At 67.9% G+C, this 20472-nt stretch carries 21 protein-coding genes; 20 read left to right on the top strand and 1 reads right to left on the bottom strand.

Features of this window, described 5'->3' with window-relative positions:
• Positions 1-337: 337 nt before the first annotated feature.
• The 14 genes from ACZ4NB_RS04940 (at position 338) to ACZ4NB_RS05005 (ending at position 13475) form a co-directional block, all read left to right on the top strand.
• The gene (locus ACZ4NB_RS04940) at positions 338-766 is read left to right on the top strand and encodes an ATP-binding protein (RefSeq protein ID WP_467658338.1); all 429 of its coding nucleotides are present in this window, start codon (positions 338-340) and stop codon (positions 764-766) included.
• Positions 739-1284 carry a LuxR C-terminal-related transcriptional regulator gene (locus tag ACZ4NB_RS04945; protein WP_467658339.1) on the top strand — a complete coding sequence of 182 codons (546 nt, stop codon included), beginning with the start codon at positions 739-741 and terminating at the stop codon, positions 1282-1284. The genes ACZ4NB_RS04940 and ACZ4NB_RS04945 overlap by 28 nt, the downstream gene beginning before the upstream one ends.
• Positions 1281-1946 (top strand): HAD family hydrolase, encoded by a 666-nt coding sequence (locus ACZ4NB_RS04950; RefSeq protein WP_467658340.1) that lies wholly within the window; start codon positions 1281-1283, stop codon positions 1944-1946. The genes ACZ4NB_RS04945 and ACZ4NB_RS04950 overlap by 4 nt, the downstream gene beginning before the upstream one ends.
• Complete coding sequence (locus ACZ4NB_RS04955; RefSeq protein WP_467658342.1) at positions 1943-3820, top strand: hypothetical protein; 1878 nt, start codon at positions 1943-1945, stop codon at positions 3818-3820. The genes ACZ4NB_RS04950 and ACZ4NB_RS04955 overlap by 4 nt, the downstream gene beginning before the upstream one ends.
• Positions 3817-4773: a thymidylate synthase gene (locus ACZ4NB_RS04960; protein ID WP_467658344.1), complete on the top strand. Its 957-nt coding sequence runs from the start codon at positions 3817-3819 to the stop codon at positions 4771-4773. The genes ACZ4NB_RS04955 and ACZ4NB_RS04960 overlap by 4 nt, the downstream gene beginning before the upstream one ends.
• Positions 4773-6500 carry a carbamoyltransferase family protein gene (locus ACZ4NB_RS04965; protein ID WP_467658345.1) on the top strand — a complete coding sequence of 576 codons (1728 nt, stop codon included), beginning with the start codon at positions 4773-4775 and terminating at the stop codon, positions 6498-6500. Before ACZ4NB_RS04960 ends, ACZ4NB_RS04965 begins: the two co-directional genes overlap by 1 nt.
• Positions 6497-7552 carry a glycosyltransferase family protein gene (locus ACZ4NB_RS04970; RefSeq protein ID WP_467658347.1) on the top strand — a complete coding sequence of 352 codons (1056 nt, stop codon included), beginning with the start codon at positions 6497-6499 and terminating at the stop codon, positions 7550-7552. The genes ACZ4NB_RS04965 and ACZ4NB_RS04970 overlap by 4 nt, the downstream gene beginning before the upstream one ends.
• Positions 7553-7648: 96 nt before the next feature.
• Positions 7649-8161: a P-loop NTPase family protein gene (locus ACZ4NB_RS04975; RefSeq protein ID WP_467658348.1), complete on the top strand. Its 513-nt coding sequence runs from the start codon at positions 7649-7651 to the stop codon at positions 8159-8161.
• A 31-nt stretch (positions 8162-8192) separates the two neighbouring features.
• Positions 8193-9035, top strand: coding sequence for a class I SAM-dependent methyltransferase (locus ACZ4NB_RS04980; protein ID WP_467658349.1), 843 nt, complete (start codon positions 8193-8195; stop codon positions 9033-9035).
• Complete coding sequence (locus ACZ4NB_RS04985; RefSeq protein WP_467658351.1) at positions 9035-9796, top strand: phosphotransferase; 762 nt, start codon at positions 9035-9037, stop codon at positions 9794-9796. Before ACZ4NB_RS04980 ends, ACZ4NB_RS04985 begins: the two co-directional genes overlap by 1 nt.
• Positions 9793-10449 carry a histidine phosphatase family protein gene (locus ACZ4NB_RS04990; RefSeq protein ID WP_467658352.1) on the top strand — a complete coding sequence of 219 codons (657 nt, stop codon included), beginning with the start codon at positions 9793-9795 and terminating at the stop codon, positions 10447-10449. Before ACZ4NB_RS04985 ends, ACZ4NB_RS04990 begins: the two co-directional genes overlap by 4 nt.
• Entirely contained in the window at positions 10446-11282 is an 837-nt protein-coding gene (locus tag ACZ4NB_RS04995; protein WP_467658354.1) for a phosphotransferase, read from the top strand. Before ACZ4NB_RS04990 ends, ACZ4NB_RS04995 begins: the two co-directional genes overlap by 4 nt.
• A gap of 37 nt (positions 11283-11319) precedes the next feature.
• Complete coding sequence (locus ACZ4NB_RS05000; RefSeq protein ID WP_467658355.1) at positions 11320-12315, top strand: NAD-dependent epimerase/dehydratase family protein; 996 nt, start codon at positions 11320-11322, stop codon at positions 12313-12315.
• 278 nt (positions 12316-12593) lie between these two features.
• The gene (locus ACZ4NB_RS05005) at positions 12594-13475 is read left to right on the top strand and encodes a hypothetical protein (protein WP_467658356.1); all 882 of its coding nucleotides are present in this window, start codon (positions 12594-12596) and stop codon (positions 13473-13475) included.
• A 203-nt stretch (positions 13476-13678) separates the two neighbouring features.
• Here the strand turns inward: ACZ4NB_RS05005 and ACZ4NB_RS05010 are convergent, their stop codons facing one another.
• The gene (locus ACZ4NB_RS05010) at positions 13679-15046 is read right to left on the bottom strand and encodes a helix-turn-helix transcriptional regulator (protein ID WP_467658358.1); all 1368 of its coding nucleotides are present in this window, start codon (positions 15044-15046) and stop codon (positions 13679-13681) included.
• A gap of 1469 nt (positions 15047-16515) precedes the next feature.
• Here ACZ4NB_RS05010 and ACZ4NB_RS05015 point away from each other — a divergent pair.
• From ACZ4NB_RS05015 to ACZ4NB_RS05040, 6 genes are all read left to right on the top strand, one after another.
• Entirely contained in the window at positions 16516-16647 is a 132-nt protein-coding gene (locus ACZ4NB_RS05015) for a hypothetical protein (RefSeq protein WP_467658359.1), read from the top strand.
• A gap of 2 nt (positions 16648-16649) precedes the next feature.
• Entirely contained in the window at positions 16650-17669 is a 1020-nt protein-coding gene (locus tag ACZ4NB_RS05020; RefSeq protein ID WP_467658360.1) for a hypothetical protein, read from the top strand.
• A complete protein-coding gene (locus tag ACZ4NB_RS05025) occupies positions 17669-18451 on the top strand; it encodes an ATP-binding protein (RefSeq protein ID WP_467658362.1) in 783 nt (260 codons plus the stop codon). Before ACZ4NB_RS05020 ends, ACZ4NB_RS05025 begins: the two co-directional genes overlap by 1 nt.
• 94 nt (positions 18452-18545) lie before the next feature.
• On the top strand, positions 18546-19139 hold the full coding sequence (locus ACZ4NB_RS05030) for a WhiB family transcriptional regulator (protein WP_467658363.1): 594 nt from the start codon (positions 18546-18548) through the stop codon (positions 19137-19139).
• Positions 19136-20131, top strand: a complete 996-nt coding sequence (locus tag ACZ4NB_RS05035; RefSeq protein ID WP_467658365.1) for a DUF2637 domain-containing protein — start codon at positions 19136-19138, stop codon at positions 20129-20131. The genes ACZ4NB_RS05030 and ACZ4NB_RS05035 overlap by 4 nt, the downstream gene beginning before the upstream one ends.
• A gap of 104 nt (positions 20132-20235) precedes the next feature.
• The gene (locus ACZ4NB_RS05040; RefSeq protein ID WP_467658366.1) at positions 20236-20460 is read left to right on the top strand and encodes a hypothetical protein; all 225 of its coding nucleotides are present in this window, start codon (positions 20236-20238) and stop codon (positions 20458-20460) included.
• Positions 20461-20472: the final 12 nt, after the last annotated feature.

Consider the following 20472-nt stretch of genomic DNA (forward strand, 5'->3'; position numbering starts at 1 on the left):
ATTCTTATGCTGGCATTGCAGCGGCCATATTGCAGCCCAACTCCCCTTATTACCTGGGCGATATGCAGTCTTCCGGACGCGGTGGCAGCGTGACCCGTCAGCCGAGCAGACGAATCGAGCTCGGCGTGGCAGGGACCTTGGGAGGTATGTCCATGGCGGCGAACCACCAGATCGTGTTCCACATTCTCCGCAGCGAATTGGCGGTCGTTGACCTTCGGCACGGCGGCTGCCCGGTAGGTCGAGCCGCCGCTGCGTTGCCAGTGCTGACGGAGACGGCGCAATGACTCGGCCCGAGGCTGGTGAGCGACGTAGCGGTCTCGCGTCCTCAATGACTGTCGTGCAACAGGCCGAGCTGCAATCGAGCATCGCACTGCCCTCTGACGATCTGGCACCCCGTCGGGCTCGGGCGTTCGTCCGGACGAAGGCCACGGAGTGGGGCCTGGACGCTCTTGCCGATCGGGCGCTGCTTATCGTCAGCGAACTCGTCACGAACGCCCTACGCCACGGCAGAACCAAGCCCGAGGGGTTGTCGGAGGAGATCACCTTGACCATCTCCTTCCGGAACGGATTCGTGACGATCGAGTTGGAGGACAACTCCGCACAGCTCCCCGTTCCGCGCAACGGACCGATCGAGGCACTCGACGGCCGGGGCCTGCACCTGGTGGCAGCCGAGGCGGATGCGTGGACCTCGCGTCTGAAACCGGATGGCGCCGGCAAGCGCGTCCTGGCCTTCCTGCGGTGGCCTCCGACATCGCCGCCCGTCTGACCGCGGTCACCTCTACCACCCACGCGTCCGATCAGTTCTTGGAGCTGTTAGCCATGCCCACAAACGCCCTGCCTGTCCTGTCGGCCCTTACAACAAGGGAGAGCGAGGTTCTGAGCCTTGTCGCCGACGGTCTGAGGAACAGCGAGATCGCGGCCCGCCTCGTCGTGACCGAGGGCACGGTCAAGGGGTACCTGCGTGGCATCCGGTCCAAACTGGGAACCAGCAGTCGTCCGGTGCTCGCCGGGATCGCGTGCCAGGCCGGTCACCAGGCCCGGCCGAAGGGTGCGGAGGCCGTACGGCCGGAGCTCTCCGATACGGAGGCCGACACACTCCGGCTTCTCGCCCGGGGTGCGGGTGCACGAGAAGTCGCTGAATCACAGCTCATGTCGCACAGCGTCGCTAAGAAGCACATCCGGTGCTTGCTGGACAGAATGGGCGCCTCCGATGCCGCGCACGGGGTGAGCCTCGCCTGGAGCTGGGGCATCCTCAGCGCCGACGAAGGAGCGCGGTCCCGGTGACGGCGTCCGAACTCAGGCGTGCACTCGTCCTCGATCTCGATGGCGTCCTGCTCGACACGCGTCCAGTCATGCGGCAGGCATGGCAAGAGGTAGGCGAATGCCACGGCATCGACGTGCCGTTCGAGGCGTACGAGCAACACCTCGGCCGCCCCTTCGACGACATCATGGAACTGCTGGGCCTTACCCAGGTCGATCACCTCCATGAGACGTACGCGCGGGCATCTGAGCGAGGGTGCGAGCTTGCACGGCCGTTCGACGGCGTGGAGGAAGTGCTCCACGCATTCGCTGCGGCCGGCTGGCTGCTCGGGGTGGTCACGTCCAAGCCGCTGGACCGCGCCGCTCCATTGCTGGCCCGGCTCGGGTGTCCTTTCGCCGCGGTCCGGTCTCCTGGCGGCCCCGGGCGGGGCAAGCCGGCCCCGGATCCACTGATGCTCGCGCTCGTCGATCTCGCCACTGATCCCGCATCCGCGATGTTCGTGGGCGATATCGCAGTCGACCACGAGTGCGCCCGGCGGGCCGGCGTGCCGTACGTGCACGCTGCCTGGGGTTACGGAGAGCCTGGCAGCCCGGCGCCGGACATCGCACGCGCTCCGCAGGACCTCCTTAGCTTCCTTGAACCGGACCGGCCTTCGGCTCCCTTCGTCGAAGGGAGCCTGGTGTGAGCACCTCGACGACGGGAGCCCTCGGACTCGTCCGGACCCGTGTGGGGGAGCGGACCATCTGGGCGCTTGTTGGAGAAGCGTCCCTCCGGCACACGACGGCTGCCCGCCTCACCACGCGGGACCTTGAGGATCTGCCTATCGCACGCACGGCGGTGGATCGGCACGTCGCCGACGTCATGTCCGCCTTGGAGAAGTACAGCTCCCGACGAGCCGAGACGCCGGGCGGCGCCTCGTGGCTCTACGTGCAGCACGTTCCCGTAAGGCGTCTGATCACACAGCTGGTGCGGAAGCTCTTGGCCCTGAGCGCGTGGCCGGAGTTCGCCCACGATCCAGGCCCTGTAACGCCGGCTCCGTACGAAGGGTTGCTCGGGCTGCGGGAGAGCAGTTCACGCGAGTACTGCTCTTACACGGTCACCTGGTCAGGTGTCGCATACGCCCTTGGCGCGCAAGCACCGGACAACCCGGCGCGCTCCACCCGCCTGCGAAAGCTTGCCGCGCTCTTGCCCGAGGACGGTCCTACAGGCGCCGCCGAGTCGTTCACCGTTGCGCCAGCGGAAGTTGTGGCACTTTCCTGGTCGTCCCGGCATGCCCAGACCCTGCTGCCGGTGCTGGAGAAACTAGCAGATGAAGGCCGATCCAGCCTGCTGATCGATCTCGCCACGGATCCGGTGGAGCGCTGCTCTGTCCCCGCGCGGACGTCCATCACACTGTGTCCAGCACCCCCTGCCGCCCTCACCGCCTCCGGCACCATTCCCGGACTGAGCGTGGAGACCAACGAGCCGGTCGGAGGCCATGGAGCGGTCCAAGTCGGGGTGCACGCAGTCCGGTTGGACCGGCTGGAGCGCCTGGCCGCCGCGCTCCTCGAAGGGAGCGGCGGGTGCACCCAGCCGTCCTGGCGAGCCGTAGTGCGAGTAGAGGCGTGGTTCATTGAGCTGCTCGGCGCAGTACGCCCGCACACTGTGCTGCTGAGCAACGACACCAGCCCGCTCGGAGCCCTCGCCGCCCATGCCGCTCAGCGGCACGGCGCCACCACTGTGAACGTCCAGCACGGAGCGTGGATACCGGGGGCGGTCGCCTGGCCCGCCCTCCACAGTCGTCACATCGTGGTGATGGGTGACCGCGACGTCGCACAGGCGAGGGCATGGGCCCGGCACCCCCATGCGGAGGTACACGTCCTCGGTCAGCCACGCTTCGATGCGCTCGCCGGCCTCGGGAAGGAAGCTCAGCGTCATTACCTGCAGAAGCTGTTCGGCGCCGCCGGCGAACGGGGTCCAGAACGGATTGCGGTGTGGGCCTGCCAGCCGTTCGGACCGGACCGTCTGCAGGCTCAGGCGGATGTCATTCGTGATGGCCTAGGAAGGGCCCGGGGGTGTTGGGGGCTGGTCATTGCCCCGCACCCCGCCCAAGAGCGCCACGCCTTTGACCGCTTGGTACGGCGGGACCACGGACGGCCGCCAGTGGCCGTGGCCGACCCCCGCGTCGGGGCGCGCGGTTGCCTGGCGGGGGCGGACGCCGTGGTGAGCGTTTCCTCGACGTGCGGCATCGAAGCCGTACTCCTCGACGTGCCCGTCCTCGAACTGGGCAGTTCCAGCGACCGCACACTCGGTCTCGCCGAGCACGCCATCGCGCATGACTGCCGTACGGGAGCCGACGTTTCGAACGCGCTCAACCTCCTGAGCCAGGGGAGCGGAAGCGCCCGAGTGCCGCGAGAAGCGCGCGATGGGGTCTGCCGCTGGCGAGGCCACAGCGCTGCCGATATCGCCCAGCTCATCGTCCGCCAGGCCGAGGCCGACACCGCGTACACCGACCTAAATGATCACGATGTCCCCGGTGCCGGGCCCAGCCTGGCTCGGGGCGAGGGAGATACCCCATGACGAAATTGATCGCCGACAGTGTCGCCGAACTCTTCACCGGGGCCGTTTCGTTGGCCAAGAGTGGGGAGAAGGTCAGCCCCCGCAGGATGGGCACCCGCGAAGTTCTTGACGTCAGCATGCGCCTGACCCAACCCCGGGCACGGCTCCTGCATGCGCCGCCCGTCCGCCTTGTGAACCCCGCCTTCGCGGTCGCCGAGACCGTCTGGCACCTTTCCGGCTCCGACGCCCCGTGGATTTTTGACTACAACGCGCGACTGCGGAGGTACGCCGACGACGGCCTCCTGCGCGGCGCGTACGGGCCCCGGATGCGGAATTGGGCCGGAGAGGTCGATCAGCTCCACCGCATCGTCGAAATCCTCCAGGACGACCCCGATTCCCGGCGGGCGACCATCCAGCTCTACGACCCGGCCCGCGATGCCGTCGGCCACAAGGACGTCCCCTGCACCCTCGGGTTCCGCTTCCACATGAGGAGCGGGCGACTGCACATGTCCACCACTATGCGTGGCCAGGACGTGTGGATCGGAATGCCGTACGACCTGTTCTTCTTCACCACGCTCCATGAACTGGTCGCCGGATGGCTCGGCGCCGACCTGGGCGACTACCACCATCACGTCGACTCCCTGCACATCTACGAAGGCGACCTGGAGAAGGCCGACGCGCTGACAGATGTGGCGGCGAGCCCGGTGATGCATGAACTGGTCACGCCCTGGGAGGGGTTCGAGCAGCTCCTCGACCGGGCCCAGGCCGGAGAAAAGACGGGACACCCCGGCTGGGATGCCATGGCACAGACCATGCGCAGCTACCGGTTGTGGAAGGGCGGACAGCGAGAACAGGCGACACGGGCTGCCGGCGCCATAGGTGGGCCTCTCGGTGCAGCGCTGACTGCCTGGTACGCCGAACTGACTCACCGCGCCGGCAACACGCACACTGCCTCAGCACCGGGGACTAGGTGATGGCTGCCGTGGCTCGTATCCCGTCCGTGGTGCTGGGCATCTGCTCCTTCACCCATGACTCTGCTGCCGCCCTCCTGATCGCCGGTGAACTGGTGGGCTTCGTTGAAGAGGAGCGCTTGTCCCAGCACAAACACACCCGTGACTACCCTCGTCAGGCCGTCGGGTGGCTGCTGGAGGAGGCTGGCATCACGCACGGCGATATCGACGCCGTCGCGTATAACTTCCAGCCCGTGCGCTACCTCGCCGAGACTCCCGCCGCGCTGCGCATGGCGCTGTCGGGCGCGACGCGGCGACGCGCGCTTCCGAGGGCTGCGGGGTTCGCCAAGGTCGCCGCACGCACCCGGCGTCGCCTGAAACTCCTCGCTGAGCAATTCCCCGGCGCTCGGGTCTTCCCCGTACTGCATCACCGGGCGCATCAGCTCGCGGCATTCAGCGCGTCGGGCTGGGAGGAGGCGGCTGTGCTCGTCGTCGACAGCCTCGGTGAGCGGCAGACCACGACCATCGCCCATGCTCACTGCAGTGCTCGTCCGCGGGTGCGCATGCTGGAGGGGCTCACGGACCCGGCTTCGCTGGGCTACGTGTACGGCGCGGTCACCGAGCATCTCGGCTGGCGCCGGGGCGACGAAGAAGGCACCGTGATGGCTCTCGCGGCCCTCGGCGACCCCAGTCGATTTCGCCACGTCTTCACCCGCGCGGTCTGCACCACTCCCACCGGCTTCAGAGTGGATCCGGCGTACTTCCCGCCCCGCGTGCTCGCCTCCGGGTACGCACGCACGTCCCCTCGGTTCGCCGCCGAGACCTGTCCGGCCCGGCACCCGGATCAGCCGGTCCAGGAGATCCACCAGGATTTGGCCGCTGCCCTCCAGGAGCGCACTGAGCAGATCATGCTGCACCTCGCGCGACGGGCCCGCGTGCTGAGCGGTTCGCGGCGGCTGTGCGTGGGCGGGGGAGTGGCCACCAACTGCGTCAGCATCGGGCGGATCATCGAGGCCGGAATCTTCGACGAGGTCTTCGTCCCGCCGGCTCCCGGTGACGCCGGTACCGCGATCGGGGCCGCGGTCGCCGTGCACACCGACAGCGGCAGCCCCCGGCCGTTGTCCGGGATCGCCCGTACCTGCTACCTCGGCCCGTCCTTTCCGGAACCGGTGCTGGACCTCACCCCGTGGACCTCCCTGCAACAGAAGAGCCTCGGAGGGGAGGCCGCGGAGTTCCTCGCGGATCAGCTGGCCCGAGGGATGATCGTCGGGCTGTTCCAGGGACGTGTCGAGGCCGGCCCGCGCGCTCTGGGCAACCGGTCCATCCTCGCCTCTCCCCTCGAAGCCGGGGTGGTCGAGCGGCTGAACGCCACGGTGAAATTCCGTGAGCCCTTCCGCCCGTTCGCCCCCATGGTCACCGCTGCCCGCGCTGGGGAGTTCTTCACCCTGGGACAGGCCGCGCCGTACATGTCCATGGCCTCCCAGGTGACGGATACCGCCCGCGAGCGCATTCCCGCAGTTGTCCACGCCAACGGCACCGCCCGACTCCAGACCGTCACGCCAGCACAGAACCCCTTCATGCACGACGTCCTGGAGGCGTTCGCCCGCCGCACCGGAGTCCCCGTCCTGATCAACACCTCGCTCAACGTCAAGGGCAAGCCGATCTGCGGCACGCCGGAAATGGCTTTGGACTGCCTCGCGAATTCCGGGCTCGATGCTCTGCTGCTCGAAGGGAGGTGGATCTCCAAGTGAAGATCGGATACAGCTTCTGGGGCTTCCTCGGAAACGGGATCACCGACACCCCCGACGGCGGCCGTAGCCACCGTCGCCCGCTGATCGACGCGCTTCTCGGGCGTGGCTACGAGATCGTCTTTCTGCAGACCGACCGTGATCGCCTCGAAGCCGGTGACACTCTCGACGCCCGGTACACCTTCGACGGCGGCATTCCGGACATTGACGTGCTGTTCCTCGAATGGCGCTGGCCCATCGAAGGACGCAACACCACGGCCTGCGGCACTCCAGGGCACACCTGCGACCTCCACCGCCAGGCGGAGCTGCTCAAGCGCTACACCATTCGCCGCCGCACCCCCACCGTGATCTGGGACAAGGACCGGCAACTGCGCGAGGACAGCATCTGGCGCAGGACCTCGAACGTCATAGTGTGCGAAGCCGCCGTCGCCCCCACCCCCGGTGCCCACCGCGTGCTCTTCCCGATCGATGACGTGCTCCTGGACGGTGCCGACCCGATCGCCCTGGCCGGCGAGGACCGCACGACGCCGCTCAGCTACGTCGGCAACCAGTACGACCGCGACGACGCATTCGACCGCTTCTTCGCGCCGGCCGCCGCACGCTTCGCGCACCGGGTCGGCGGGAAGTGGACCCGCACCGAGCGCTGGCCGCATGTCAGGTTCCTCGGGCGGATCCCCTTCGCCGATGTCTCCCCCCTCTACAGCAGCACCCTGACCACCGTCCTACTCCTGCCCGAGCGATACGCAGCGGCCGGACAGATGACACAGCGGATCTTCGAAGCCGTTCTCGCCGGATGCCTGCCGCTCGCGCCGGCGGGCATCCGGCACGTCGAGCGGTTCGTCCCCGAAGATCTTGTGGTCAGGACGGGCGGCCAGGTGATCTCGCGTATCACGGAATTCCGGAAGATCGCGGGCAGTCAACAACACGCCGAACTGATCTCGGATTGCCTCAGCCGGCTGGAGCTGTTCCGCCTCAGCCGCCAGGCCGACGCTCTGGAATCCGTGCTGGACAGGGCAGCCAACGTCGGTGCCGCACCAAGGCAGGGAGTCGCCTGATGAGCCTCTTTGCTCGGGCCGCGAGGCCCGGATCATCCGGATACATCTCGGTGGCCGTGCCGTCCGGGCATCCGAGCACCTCTACCCTGGAGCACCATGAAGAAGGTCGCCATCGTCGGCTGCGGAGGCAGCGGCAAATCCCACCTGGCTCGCCAGCTGGCCACGCTGCTCGACGCACCGGTGACGCACCTGGATGCCGCGTTCTACGACGAGGAGTGGAACGCCCTGCCCATGGAGAAATTCGCCGAGGTACAGCGCGAGCTGGTCGCGCAGCCGGCCTGGGTGATCGACGGGAACTACAACTCCACGCTGCAGATCCGTCTCGAAGCCTGCGACACCGTGGTGCTGATGGACGTCTCGACCCCGGTCGCACTGTGGGGGATTTTGTCCCGGCAGATCCGGCACGGTGCCGGGCACAAGGGCAATGGAGTGCACAACCGCATCAACTGGGGCGTGATCAAGTACGTGGCGACGTACCGCCGCAAGATGCGGCCGCGAGTCATGGCCAAGATCGAGGAGTTCGCCTCCGGGCACGCCGAAGTGGTGATGCTCACCAGCCGCCGGCACACGCGACGCTGGCTACAGCAGATCGCCGAGCAGCACGCCTGAGCCTCCCGCGCCCCGAGCGGGGGTGTGGCGCGTGAGCACCAACCCCTTTCTCGATCCCGATCGACAGGGCGAGCTGTACGGCAGCGACGCCCGGCTGGCCAGCCGCTCCACTGCCCTGATGCGGGCGAGGACCGCGGGCCGTCCTGTCCCCGAGGTCATCGTCCAGCTGGCTCAGACACACCGGGCCGGGGCGGACCGCCGCCTCGGATTGGCGGCGGACATCGGTTGCGGCCGTGGCACCAGTACCCGAGTCCTGGCCGAGCAGCTGAAGCCGCAGCGCCTCCTGTGCGTCGACGCCTCTCCTGCCCTGGTGGCCGCCGCCCGCAGGCGTGCCGGCCACCACCCCGGAACGAAACTGACGTTTCTCCAAGGGGACTTCCACCACCTACCGCTCTCCGATGCTTCGTGTGAGCTGGCTGTTGCAGCGTTCTGCCTCTACCACTCACCCGAACCTGGCCGGGTCGTCGCGGAGATCGCCCGCTCCCTGGCCCCCAGCGGGATCGCGGTGCTCGTGACCAAGGCACTCGACAGCTACAAAGAGCTGGACGCCCTTGTGGCCGCGGGACTCGACCCGCACGCCGAGCGGCACGAGAGTCTCTACGCGACCGCGCACGGAGGGAACCTCGCCGGCCTGACGAAGCCGGCCATGGACGTGTTGGCGGTCGAGCACGAGGAACACCGCTTCGAGTTCTCCGGCCTCGATCACGTCGCCGAGTACCTTGCCACCAACCCCAAGTACGACCTCGCACCCAGCTTGTACGGCAACCCGGGGGCCCTGGCAGCTGCACTTCATGAATGGCACGCGGACAAGCCGATCGCCACCACCTCGGTCATCACGTACGTCGTGGCACGGTCTGAGAGAGGCCAGGCGTGATGCCGTTCCAATTCACCAAGGACTACGAGACTCCCGCGCAGGCAGCTGCCGCAGCACGTCACTACGGATGGCTGGCCAGCCATGCCAAGCCGCTACAGCAGCCAGCCCTGACGGTGGTCGGATCGACCAGTCTCACCTTCGAGTTCATCGACGGTCGCCATGCCCGGAGGGAAGACCTCCCGCGCTTGGCCGGGCTCCTGGGAGACGCGCACGGCGCTGCTTGGGCAAGCGAACTGCACCGCGCCCAACTGGACAGGCCGTACGCATTCAGGGACGTCACCCTCTTCAAGGATTTCCGCTCATGCCGGGAGGCGGCCCTCCGCAAACGGCTGCAGCAGGGTTTTCTGCCCGACACATCTGCTCTACATGCCATGTTGATGTTGCTGGAGCGCTCCGCCGAAGGGCCCGCTGCCTTCTACAAGGACTGCAACCCGCGGAACTTCCTGATCACCGAGGGCGGCATGGTCTTCAGCATTGACACGGACGATCTCACCCTCGCACCCTTCGGATACGACTTGGCCAAGCTGATCGCGACACTGATCATGACGCACGGCCCGATCGCCCCGCCCGACATCGCCGCAGCTCTGGACGGATACAACCGTGCCGCCGCTCGTCACGACGCCCGGCTGGGCACGACGAGCCGAGAGCGCCTCGGCAACTTTCTCGCACTTCATGCCGTACTGACCGCGCCGTATGTCGGGCGCCACGGCTACCACTACCGCTGGCTGCACCAGCACCGACGAACCCAAGGTCCCTCGTGATCACCACAGAACTCGTCTTCGTCCGCCACGGCGAGGCGCAGTGCAATGCCGACGGCCGCGTTGGCGGCCCCGCCACCTGCACAGGGCTCACCCGTCTCGGATATGTCCAGGTCCAGAGAGCCGCGGCCCGCCTGGCCGCCGAGCACCTAGCCCAGCCTTTCACCGCGCTGTACGCCGCCCCCCGACTGCGCCTCCAGCAGAGCGGAGAGCTCCTCGGGCAGGCCCTCGGCCTGGAGCCGCTCATCGAACCAGGCCTCGACGGCCCTGTTCACGGTGCGGCCGACGGCAAGCCCTGGCACCACGTGAAAACCGTGGCTAACGGAGGCCCGCATGCCCACCCCGACCAACCCTGGGCCGAAGGCTCCGACACATGGAACGGCTACCTCCACCGAGCCGAAGCATTCCTCCACGACCTCATCACCCAGCACGACGGCGACCGCCTCCTCTTAGCCGTCCACGGCGAAACGATCCTGGCCGCGCACGCTCTGCTGCTCGGGCTCGGGTCGATGACGGAAGCCGGCTTCACCGTCTCGCACGCCTCCATCACGAGATGGCAGCACCACCACAACCGGCTCGGCCAGCGCCGGTGGATGCTCGACCGGCACAACGACACCGCTCACCTCTCCGCATTAGCAACGGGAGCGACGCCGTGAGCACGACTGACGAAGACCCGCGCATCGCATTCGCACGTCAGACGGTCGGGCCGGTCAGCATCGTCGCCGCCCCGACCCTCCCGTCCAACCTCCTGCAGCTCGTCGACACTCAGGGCAACGCCTACTTCGCCAAGAAGCACGGAATCCAGGCCCGGTACGTCCAAGAGGTGCACGCGTACACGGCGTGGCGCCGATATCTCCAGGACCACGCCCCCGAGTTGGTCGCCCGCCAGGACTCCACGCACACGCTCCTCATCACCGCGGTGCCGGGGCGCAACGGCGACGCACTGCAGCCGGGATCGGATGAGGAGGCGAGAGCGCACCACGACGCCGGAGCTGCCCTTCAGGCTCTTCACCATGCGACGGGCCGCGGTGCGAACGAAGGCACCGGAGCCGCCCTGGCGGATCGGTTACGAAGCTGGGTTGCCAGGGCTGACCACGCGAGCCTCCTGTCGAATGCTGAGCGGCAGCTCCTCCTGCGAATCGCGGACGAACTGGCCGGCAGTTGGATGGACACCGCCGTCTGCCACCTCGACTACCAGCCCAGGAACTGGCACGTCGGCAACGGCTTCTGGACCTTCGACTTCGAGCACATGCGACGCGACGCCCGCATCCGGGACTTCGCCCGCCTGCACTTCCGCCGCTGGCAGGCAGCCCCTTGGCTGCGCGAGGCGTTCTTCACCGGGTATGGGAGCCGCCTCACGGACGCCGAGCAACGGCTCATGGAGCGATTCGGCGCCATTGAAGTCGTCACCGCACTCGTCCGCGGTCACGAACAGGGCGACATCGCCCTGGGCACCCACGGCCGCACCGTCCTGGCTCAACTCAGCTGACCACCCCAACTCACTAATCCCCCCCCAGGAGATTCCTGTGCCGGAAAACCGCTCCACAGCTACCCCAGCCGTCCCTCGACGCGCCCTGGTGACCGGCGCGGCCGGCTTCATCGGGTCGCACCTCGCCCACACTCTCGCCCGGGCAGGCACCACCGTCATCGGAGTCGACCGCCGCGATCCCGCCAGAGACCAGATCGCCGCCGCCAACATCGCCCCGTTGCACAGCCTCCCGGGCTACCTGCACATCACCGCGGACCTTCTCACCTGCGCGGTCGATCCGCTCCTCATCGACACCGACGTGGTCTTCCACCTGGCCGGCATCCCCGGCGTACGTCCCTCGTGGGGAGCGCAGTTCAGCGAATATGTCAACGCCAATATCCTCGCCACCCAGCGGCTGATGGACGCAGCCACCCGCATGCACGTCCCCCGCCTGGTCGTGGCCTCATCCTCCAGCGTCTACGGTCCCACCAATGGAGGTCCCAGCACCGAAGGCGACCACCCCCGGCCGGCCTCCCCGTACGCCGTCACGAAACTCGCCGAGGAACAGCTCTGCCTTGCCCACGCCTCCCGATCCGACTGCTCCACCAGCGTCGTCGCCCTCCGCTACTTCACGGTCTACGGCCCCCGTCAGCGCCCCGACATGTTCACCCACCGTGCCCTCCACGCCGCGATGACCGGGCAACCACTGCGCCTGTACGGGGACGGCCATCAGCGCCGTGACTTCACGTACATCGACGACGTCGTCACCGCCACCATCACCGCTGCGGGTGCCCCCATCGACACAGGCATCGTCAACGTCGGCGGCGGCTCCAACGCCTCCTTGCTTGACGTGATCAACATCGCCAACGCCCTCGTCGGCCGAGAGATCCAGATCCACACCGACGGAGCCCGCAACGGAGACGTACTGACCACCCGCGCCGACCCGCGTCGGGCCCGCTCCGTGCTCGGCTGGCAGCCCACCGTCGACCTGCCCGCCGGCATGCGCGCACAGATGCGCGGCATGTCCCGGTCCGCACATCGACCGGCCGCCTGACCGGCTTACCGATGCATTCGCACAGCGTGCGGATGCTGCCCGTGGTGGACACCAGCCTCGCAGTGGAAACCCCCGAGGACCTTGTTCGCGCCGCCAGTCGTCTCCAGCGGACCCGGTCTCGTCCCTGAGTGGGACGTCCAGCGACAGAGCAGCCGCGCCCATCGGGCTGCGGGCGGGTGTGAGGGGACGACCTGGCCGTCTGCGGCCCTGCCCGCGGCGCCGTCCGCTCGGCCAGCGCCCCATATTGCCGTATGGGGTATTTGCGGCAAAGTGGCCATATGGGCGAAAGGTCGAGCCTGGTGGATGTGGTGGACCTGGCAGAGCGGCTTCACCGCCGCCCTTCGGTGCGTGACTTTGAGCGCCCTCCCATCACTGTGTGTGATCATGGCAAGGGCTGTCCGGCCGAGCGCCGTAAAGCCGTCGCGCGAGAGATGCTGGGTGCTGTCATCGGGCGGATAGGACCGCCAACCTTGTACGGCGGTGCCACCACCGGTCCTGTCGTTCGGTGGCGCAGCGAGGAGCAAACGGTGCTGCTGGATCGCGGCCCCCGGGGGCTGCAGCTGTCGGTGCGGCACACGGCAGAGCTGGAGTCGCAGGAGGCGGCGGGCTTCGAGCAGGGCGAATGCGCCGATCCAGCTGCCTATTACGGGCGGCTGCCCTACCTGTGGCTGCTCTACCGGGGCTCGGGCACCCGGCCGCTCGCCTTGCCCGCGGTGGAAACGGCGCCTGACTGGCACTGGCTGGAACATTCCCTCAAGGCATTGCTGGGTGCGTGGTGGGAACAGCTGCCGGCCCAGATCGGACAGGACACCGCGGGCTTCAACATCATCTCCAGCAGCGGTCACGAGAATGTGCTGGAGACGGTCTCGGTGCTCTGCTCGGAGGCCGAGGGCGTGATGTTGCTGGTCGACGACCGTGAGGTGCCCGGTGGGACTCCGGATACGGTCATGGAGGCCAGAGGGTGGCGGGGTCGGATCATGGGCTGGTGGCTGCGTGACTTCTACGACGTCGGAGCGGAGGGTGCTGGTACCGCCGCCAGGATGGCGGTCCAGGAGCTGCGCCTGCGGGGAGTGCCCTCGCCGGATGGGCTTGGCATAGAGGACGTCAGGTGCGAGGACGGCGGCCTGCTGGTGCTTCCCGGCCTGGCCATAGGCACGTGAGCCCGCTGGTCCAGGCCGGCGATGGGGCCGCACCGTCAACCGATGTGGGCCTCAGTCGGCTATGGCGATCGGCGCTGAACCCTGTTCGCCGCTCCCGCTCAGCCGCCGGACGGGTGCCCACCGCGGCCAGGGTTGCGCGCCGCGGCGGCACCGGGCCGGGCCCCGAACCCGGCCACGGTGAGGTGGAGGTGCAGCAGTGGTGGTCAGATTTCGTCGACCGGATGCCACGTGTAAGGGACCCGGTCGCGGTGGGTCTCCCATTCGTCGCGGTGGATCTCCTCCAGCACTTCGATGCGGCGCCGCAGTTGAGCGGTCATCTCCTGGGTGCGCTGGACTGCGTCCCTGGAGTCGATGGGCAGCAGTGCCCGGGTGAGCAGCTTGTACTCCTCGGAGGCGCCCTTGACGTGGATGGCCTGTGGCATGCGGACGATGACCGTATAGGGGTTGACTTCGGCGACGTCCCAGCGACCGTCGTCCTGGCGCGCGGCCCAGATGACGGTGCGGGTCGACGGGCCGTAGGTCAGTCGGCAGCCGTGTCCCATGAGTTCACTGAGGATCGGCAGCGCAATGGCCCCCTCACCGGCATACGCCGCGGCTTCGGCAGGTGTGGTCACGCTGATTTGCCCCGGGAGCAGACCGTTCGACGACCGGCCTGATGGCTCACCACCCCTCGTGTCCTGACCGGGGGCATCTGTCGCAGCGTCGCAGCCGTTCAGCGGGCTCATGATCACCATGCGGCAGTCCGGCAGGGCCGCAGGGAAGAGGGTCTGGGACTCCAGCTCGATGATCTCGAAATTGTGGTTGGGCAGGGACACCCGGTAATAGAACGCCTCGCGGGCCTCGGTGACGTCGCAGCGCTCTTCCCACAGTCGGCGCAGGTGGGCGTCCCCGTTGATGATCTCGGCGACGAGGGTGCCGATCTCAGCGTCCTGGGGGTGCTGGAGTGCGGAGAAGCGCAGCATCGCCAGCCACTCGATGGCGTGCTTGTTCCAGTCCACGAAGACCGTCTTGGCCTCGTCGCTGAGAAGAGACCACCGCATCAGGTTGGCGCGCGGATCCATGACCCATGGGCACCAGGTCTTCATCGGGTCGTTGTAGCCGATGATGTTCCACTTCGAGTCGAGCAGCCAGGTCGGATTCGTCTGCTGGTCGAGCAGCGCCTGCACCGCACGGCGGGTGGGCGTATCGAAGGCGGGAGCGGGGCCGGCAGCAACAGCACCGCCCATGCTGTACAGGAGCAGGGCCTGTAGCTCATCGCGGCCGAGCAGGAAGAGCTTGCCGATCGCTTCGCACTGCTCACGAGTCAGCCGCGTGTTGGCGCCGGCTTCCAGATCGCGGTACCAGCGCACCGAGCGCTCACAGGCGTCGGCGACGTCCTGCTGCGTGACCTGTCGGCCGAGCCGTTCACTGGCCACAGCCCGCCAGGCCCGGAGCAAACCGGCAAGGCCCATCAGTTGCGCCGGGGTAAGCGATGCCCTGTCCTCCCGGTCGGCCCGTGCTGCAGCTTGTCGACCCGGGGACGGATCGACGCCGCCCCGTCCGGGGCCGCTCTCGGCGGGTCCCGCGCCCATTGATCCTCCGTGCTCTGCTGCCTGTGTCAGGGCCATCTCAGCCCTCGTCGAGGCATGGAAATGGCGGACGGCGATCGGCCGTCCCCACCTCAGGTTTCTTTCGTACATCGACAATACGGAACTTGAATCTGATCTTCCGCCGCTTCCGTGATCGATAAGGGTGAAATTGTGGGGCAGGCCACAGTCGGAATGAAAGATCATTTTAATGTTCTACTTTTCCGTCCGGGCAAGGCGGTACCTACGGCCGCGATTCGGACATAGTGAGCGGCAAAAGATTGCCGCCTATGGCAAGGGGCAAAAAACTGCCGGTCCCTTCTCGCTCGGCTTGCCGAATGGTGCGGGTGATGGGTAATCGACTTTCTTTCTTCATCCGACGCTTTGTCACATCTGTTGCGTGCAAGGCGAATTGAACTTGATGATCTCCCTGATTGTGTGCTCATGATTCCTGCTCTGCGCGCATTAAGTCGGGGTTGTGTGCGCTTTGACTAGGGACTATTGGCCCGCTTAAATCGCTGCACGGGCTGGTTCGGCAATGGGTCGTGCCAGACCTTGGTCGGCAGAGGAGTGGCATTGCAGTCAAGCGAAACGAAATGGTCCGCCTGTCGCCCACGTTTACGCCGCGATGGCATGGCACCACTCTCTGCGCTGTGGCAGAAGCCTCATTCCTGCCGAGTCCTTGGCAGCGTGACTTGTCGGCAGAAGTGGCAGCGTCTTTTGGATCTTCGCGCCAGCGCTGCGTGTGTGGTTAATCGCTTGCGAGCAGCAAGCCTGAGCGGAACGTCACCAACGTCATGGAGGGAGCCGTGAGGCGGCCGCCGGCCTGGTGCTTGTCGGGATGATGCCGGTGCTTGAGGGTGTTGCGGTGATGGTCCGCTCGGGAGAGGAGCCGAGATCGTCCGCCGTCGCCGCTCCGGCTCCATCGGGGGAGTTCCGTATGTCGAGTTGGCGTCGAAGTGGTCCACCATCCGCTGTGCGCTGGAGCGTTGGGAGCGTCACGCATATGTTGCTGGTCCCTCGGCGAAATCGCCGATCGAAGTCCAGGCAAAGGGGGGATCAGCATCTGCGCTGAGCGCCAAGTCCTCTGATTTTCAGAGGGAAATGAGACCGGCGCCCAGAAGTTCGCAGCTTCCGGGCGCCGGGCCCCGCACCCCGAAGGGCGCGGATTTGTAACCGGGACGAGCCGGCTGACCTTTTCGACGAGAACGGCCGTCCCACCCCGCCTACCATTGAGGAATTCTCGCATGCCCGAATCCCGGAGCGGAAGGACCCACGCTGCCCAGCCCGCCAAGGCTGTCGCACCCACTCTCGGCCTTCGCTGGCACCGCCTGATTGCCCTGCTCGCGGAGATGGTGCCCGGTGCCCGCACCATCCGCGTCTCGCAACACCAACCCGGCCAGAGCTGGCCGAGCCCCTATGCCCGCGCATACAATTCCCGGGGGCAGCTCATAGCCCTCAACCGGGCCCAGTGTATGACGGCTGCCCGCTGGGTGATCCGCGCTCACCCGGAGCTGAGTTGGGACGAGGCACACGACATCGACCTGGTCAGCGGGGTGCTGCGACCTGCCACCGACGCGTACGCCGTCACGGGCAGGGGCCGCTGATCATGGCGAGGATCCGCACCATCAAGCCCGAAGCGTTCTTCAGTGAGTCGCTCGCCGAGGTGAGCGTCCACGCCGAGCGGACCTTCTTCGGACTCCTTACGCAGGCCGATGACCACGGCCGCTTCCGCGACAACCCAGCGATCATCGCCGGGCTGCTCTGGCCGCTGCGTGCCGAGCACACTTCGGTGCACGTCGAGGACGATCTGCAACAGCTGGCCGATGCGGGGCTGATCTGCCGGTACACCGGCTGCGACGGCCGCCGGTACCTGCACATCGTCACCTGGTTTGAGCACCAGAAGATCGATAAGCCCTCGCAGTCCCGTGTCCCGGCCTGCCCCGAACACCACGCCAAGGAGCGGTGCGGCGCCTGCAAGGGTGAGTGCAGCGTGCTCCACGCGGGCACCCCTAGCACTCCCCGAACCCTCCCCGAAGATTCCCCGAAGGCTCCCCGAGCCCTCGATCGGCCGTCGAAGTCCTCCACGAAGCCTCCCGCCGCCCGGCCCATGAGCAAGTCCGGCCAGCAGACCACCCTCGGCGGCACAACCGAGGCCCCTCATCGCGTTCCGAAGAAAAGCGCAGGTCGGAAGCCGGTCGCGGAGGACTCCTCGAAGGCTCCCCGAAACCTCCCCGAGGGCTCGGCGCCTGGATCTAGGATCTTGGATCCTGGATCTCTTACTCCTACGGGGCGCACAGCGCCCGCGCCCATACCCTCTGCGCAGGACCTCGTCGGCGAATACATCGCCGCCTGCAATGAGCGTCCGCCGGGTGACGTGATCGGCCACCTCGGGCGCATCGTCAAAAAGCTTCTGGGCGAGGGCATCGCCCCGGAGCACATCCGGGGCGGCCTGCAGCGCTTCGCCGCCAACCCCAAGCACCCCAGCGTGCTGACCAGCATGGTCAACGAAGCCATGAACGCCTCACCAGCCGGTCTGGTCCGGCCGGAATCGCGGCCTAACCTGCCCGCTCACCGGGCCTGGGCCAACCCCGCCGACCCTGCCGCCGTCTACGCCGAGGAGCTGTGATGCGCGACCACGACGCCCAGCCCGTCGGCGGCATCGCCCGTCGCCTGGCCCACATCCTCACCACCCGGGGTATCGACCCGACCGCCCAACTCACCGACCCGGCCGAGCCGATCCCGGCCCTGCAGGCGGCGCAGGCCCGCATACCGGCCCGCTACCAGGACGCCGTCGCCGACCACACCGCGGTCGCCGCATGGGTCCGCGAGGTCGCCCAGACCGGACGCCCCGGCCCCAAGGGGGCTCCGGGCATCGCCCAGGGCCGCTCGCTCCTGATCGTCGGCACCACTGGCACCGGTAAGACCCACCAGGCGTACGGCGCGGTTCGGTCCCTGCTGCTGGCCGGTGTGCGGCTGCGCTGGAAGGCGATCACGGCCGCCGACCTGTACGCGGAGCTGCGGCCCCGCCCCGGCCACGACGGCGAGCGGGAGCTGATGGACCTGGCCCGCTGCCCACTGCTGATCATCGACGACCTCGGCGCGGCCAAGAGCAGCGAGTGGACCGAGGAGATCACGATGCGGCTGATCAACCGCCGCTACAACGAGATGCTCCCGACCCTGGTAACCACCAACCTCGGCATGGCTGACCTGCGCGTCCACATCGGCGACCGCGTCGCCTCCCGGCTGACCGAGATGACCGACAAGGTCATCCTCGACGGCCCCGACCGCAGAAGAGCCATCGCAGCTCAACGCCGCAGCATCACCGCTGCCACGCCGCCGGGATACACCGAACCCCCTGAGCTGGCTGCCCCCATCGCAGGATCCTCGGCTCGCTGCCCCAGCCGCTAAGAGCCGGTCGCGACCGCCGCCACCGGTCCGCCTTCACGCACCAACCCCCAGGCCGCGCCTGCCCAAACGCGCCCGGGGCGAACGGAGACCCCTCATGAACAGCACCGAAAACCCCACGCCGCGCACCCTCGGCGACGTCTCCTGGCATGACCGCGCCGCCTGCCGCTCCACAGTCCATGACCACGGTGACCCGGACCTCTTCTTTCCCGAGCCGGACGAGATGGACCGTATCCGCACAGCCAAAGCGCTGTGCCAGCAGTGCCCCGTCCGCACCACCTGCCTCGATGCCGCCCTCGAAAACGGCGACCAGGACGGCATCCGGGGCGGCATGACCGAAGAGGAACGCCACTCCCTTCACCGCAAGCTCCAACACCGCCTCAGCTACGACCGCGTCAATGCCGTCCTGTCCGGAAGCGACATCCATCTCACCACCGCCGAACGCCGGGCCGTCGCTCGCGCTGCCTACCAGGCCGGCACCCCGGTCGAAGAGCTCGCCCGCATGCTCAAGGTCACCAAGGAGCACGCTCAGAAGCTCTACCGCCGCACCCGCCGGCAGATCCGCAACCGGGCGGTCGACCAGCAGAAGAAGGTCAACAAGGGCGAGCAGACTCCGAAGAGCCGGACCGCGACTCTGAAGAAGCCCTCGGTGAAGGCTCCTTCCCGCGACGACCTCGGGACGGCCGCGTGAAGCACGTCGCGCCGATACCGACCCGGATCACCGGCTGGGACCGAGCCGCCATCGTCACCCTGGGCGGCGCCGGATGCGCCCTGTCCTACGACGCTCTCCAGCAGATGGCCATCGCCATCCACATCCGAGGCCTGCTGACCTACCTCTTCCCCTTCGTCATCGACGGCTTCATCGCCTACGGCGTACGCGCCCTGCTGGTCCTGCGCACCGCACCGCTCGCCGCCCGCTGCTACGTGTGGCTGTTGTTCGGCACAGCGACGGCCGCGAGCATCTGGGCCAACGCCCTGCACGCTGTACGCCTGAACCAGCAACGGCCTGAAGGCGCAGGGCTTCGGCTCGGCGACATCACGGTTGGGGTCCTGTCCACCATCGCTCCGCTGGCCCTGGCCGGAGCCGTCCACCTGTACATCCTCATCGCCCGCCGGGTCAGCGGGACCGCTCTCCCGGGACACCCGGAGACGTCCGCTGTCCGAACTGACCGGGTCACTGCTGACCGCCCGGACACCGGGGTCGGCCAGGACGAGCACCAGCTGGTCCCACTGCCTGAACCGCATGCCAACCGCCTGGTGGTCGCGGTCGGCCGGGACAGCCAGGAGACGACTGTCCCGGATGGCCTGACCGTCCAGGACGGCCCGACCGAGCCAGAACCTGAGCACCATGGCCGAAGGGATGACCTGGGCGGACCCCCGGACACCAGACCCGCCTCGGCCGCTCGCCCGCGCCTGGCCGCGCCTCCCTCCGAACAGCCGGATACCCATCCGGTCACCGATCCGGACGCCTCGGAGAACGGCACTCCGGACGCCACCCCGGTGGCCGACGATCTCCTGCCGATCGCCCGCCAGGCGGTCACCGAGGCGGGGAAGATCACCCGCCAGGTCGTCGCGGACGCCATCCGGGGACAGAACCTCCCCCTCGCCAACGACCGGCTGACCGGCCTGGTGCACCAGCTTCGCGCAGAGGCCAACCAGGCCCCGGTCAGCAGGACGGGCTGACCGAACCGACCCCGTCAGCGGGTGACCCGGCCCCGCCCTGGATGCCGGGTCACCCGCCCCGGCGCACCACACCATCGACCTCTCCACACAGCGGAGGCACCACGATGCGCACCACACCGGCCAACCACGCCGAGGCCGACGCCTGGATCACCGTGCTTCGCGAGTACGGACACCTTCACAGCGCCGAACCCGGTCCCGAAGGCGCCTGGACTGTGCAGCGAACCGCAACCAGCCAGCCCCGAACCCTCCACCACCCGGTCCTCGCCCTCGACTTCGTCGCCGAGGTCCTGCGGGACATACGCCGCAACGCCCCGGGGCTGGCCCGATGACTGCCGTCGAGA

It is taken from the genome of Streptomyces sp. NPDC026575 (genome assembly GCF_055567415.1).

Bases quoted from the DNA above. Each gene is read 5' to 3' on its own strand.
- ACZ4NB_RS04960 (WP_467658344.1), top strand. From the start codon at position 3,817: ATGACGAAATTGATCGCCGACAGTGTCGCCGAACTCTTCACCGGGGCC.
- ACZ4NB_RS05040 (WP_467658366.1), top strand. From the start codon at position 20,236: ATGCGCACCACACCGGCCAACCACGCCGAGGCCGACGCCTGGATCACC.
- ACZ4NB_RS05010 (WP_467658358.1), bottom strand. From the start codon at position 15,046: ATGGGCGCGGGACCCGCCGAGAGCGGCCCCGGACGGGGCGGCGTCGAT.
- ACZ4NB_RS04965 (WP_467658345.1), top strand. From the start codon at position 4,773: ATGGCTGCCGTGGCTCGTATCCCGTCCGTGGTGCTGGGCATCTGCTCC.
- ACZ4NB_RS05025 (WP_467658362.1), top strand. From the start codon at position 17,669: ATGCGCGACCACGACGCCCAGCCCGTCGGCGGCATCGCCCGTCGCCTG.
- ACZ4NB_RS05005 (WP_467658356.1), top strand. From the start codon at position 12,594: ATGGGCGAAAGGTCGAGCCTGGTGGATGTGGTGGACCTGGCAGAGCGG.
- ACZ4NB_RS05015 (WP_467658359.1), top strand. From the start codon at position 16,516: ATGACGGCTGCCCGCTGGGTGATCCGCGCTCACCCGGAGCTGAGTTGG.
- ACZ4NB_RS04985 (WP_467658351.1), top strand. From the start codon at position 9,035: ATGCCGTTCCAATTCACCAAGGACTACGAGACTCCCGCGCAGGCAGCT.
- ACZ4NB_RS05020 (WP_467658360.1), top strand. From the start codon at position 16,650: ATGGCGAGGATCCGCACCATCAAGCCCGAAGCGTTCTTCAGTGAGTCG.
- ACZ4NB_RS04975 (WP_467658348.1), top strand. From the start codon at position 7,649: ATGAAGAAGGTCGCCATCGTCGGCTGCGGAGGCAGCGGCAAATCCCAC.
- ACZ4NB_RS05030 (WP_467658363.1), top strand. From the start codon at position 18,546: ATGAACAGCACCGAAAACCCCACGCCGCGCACCCTCGGCGACGTCTCC.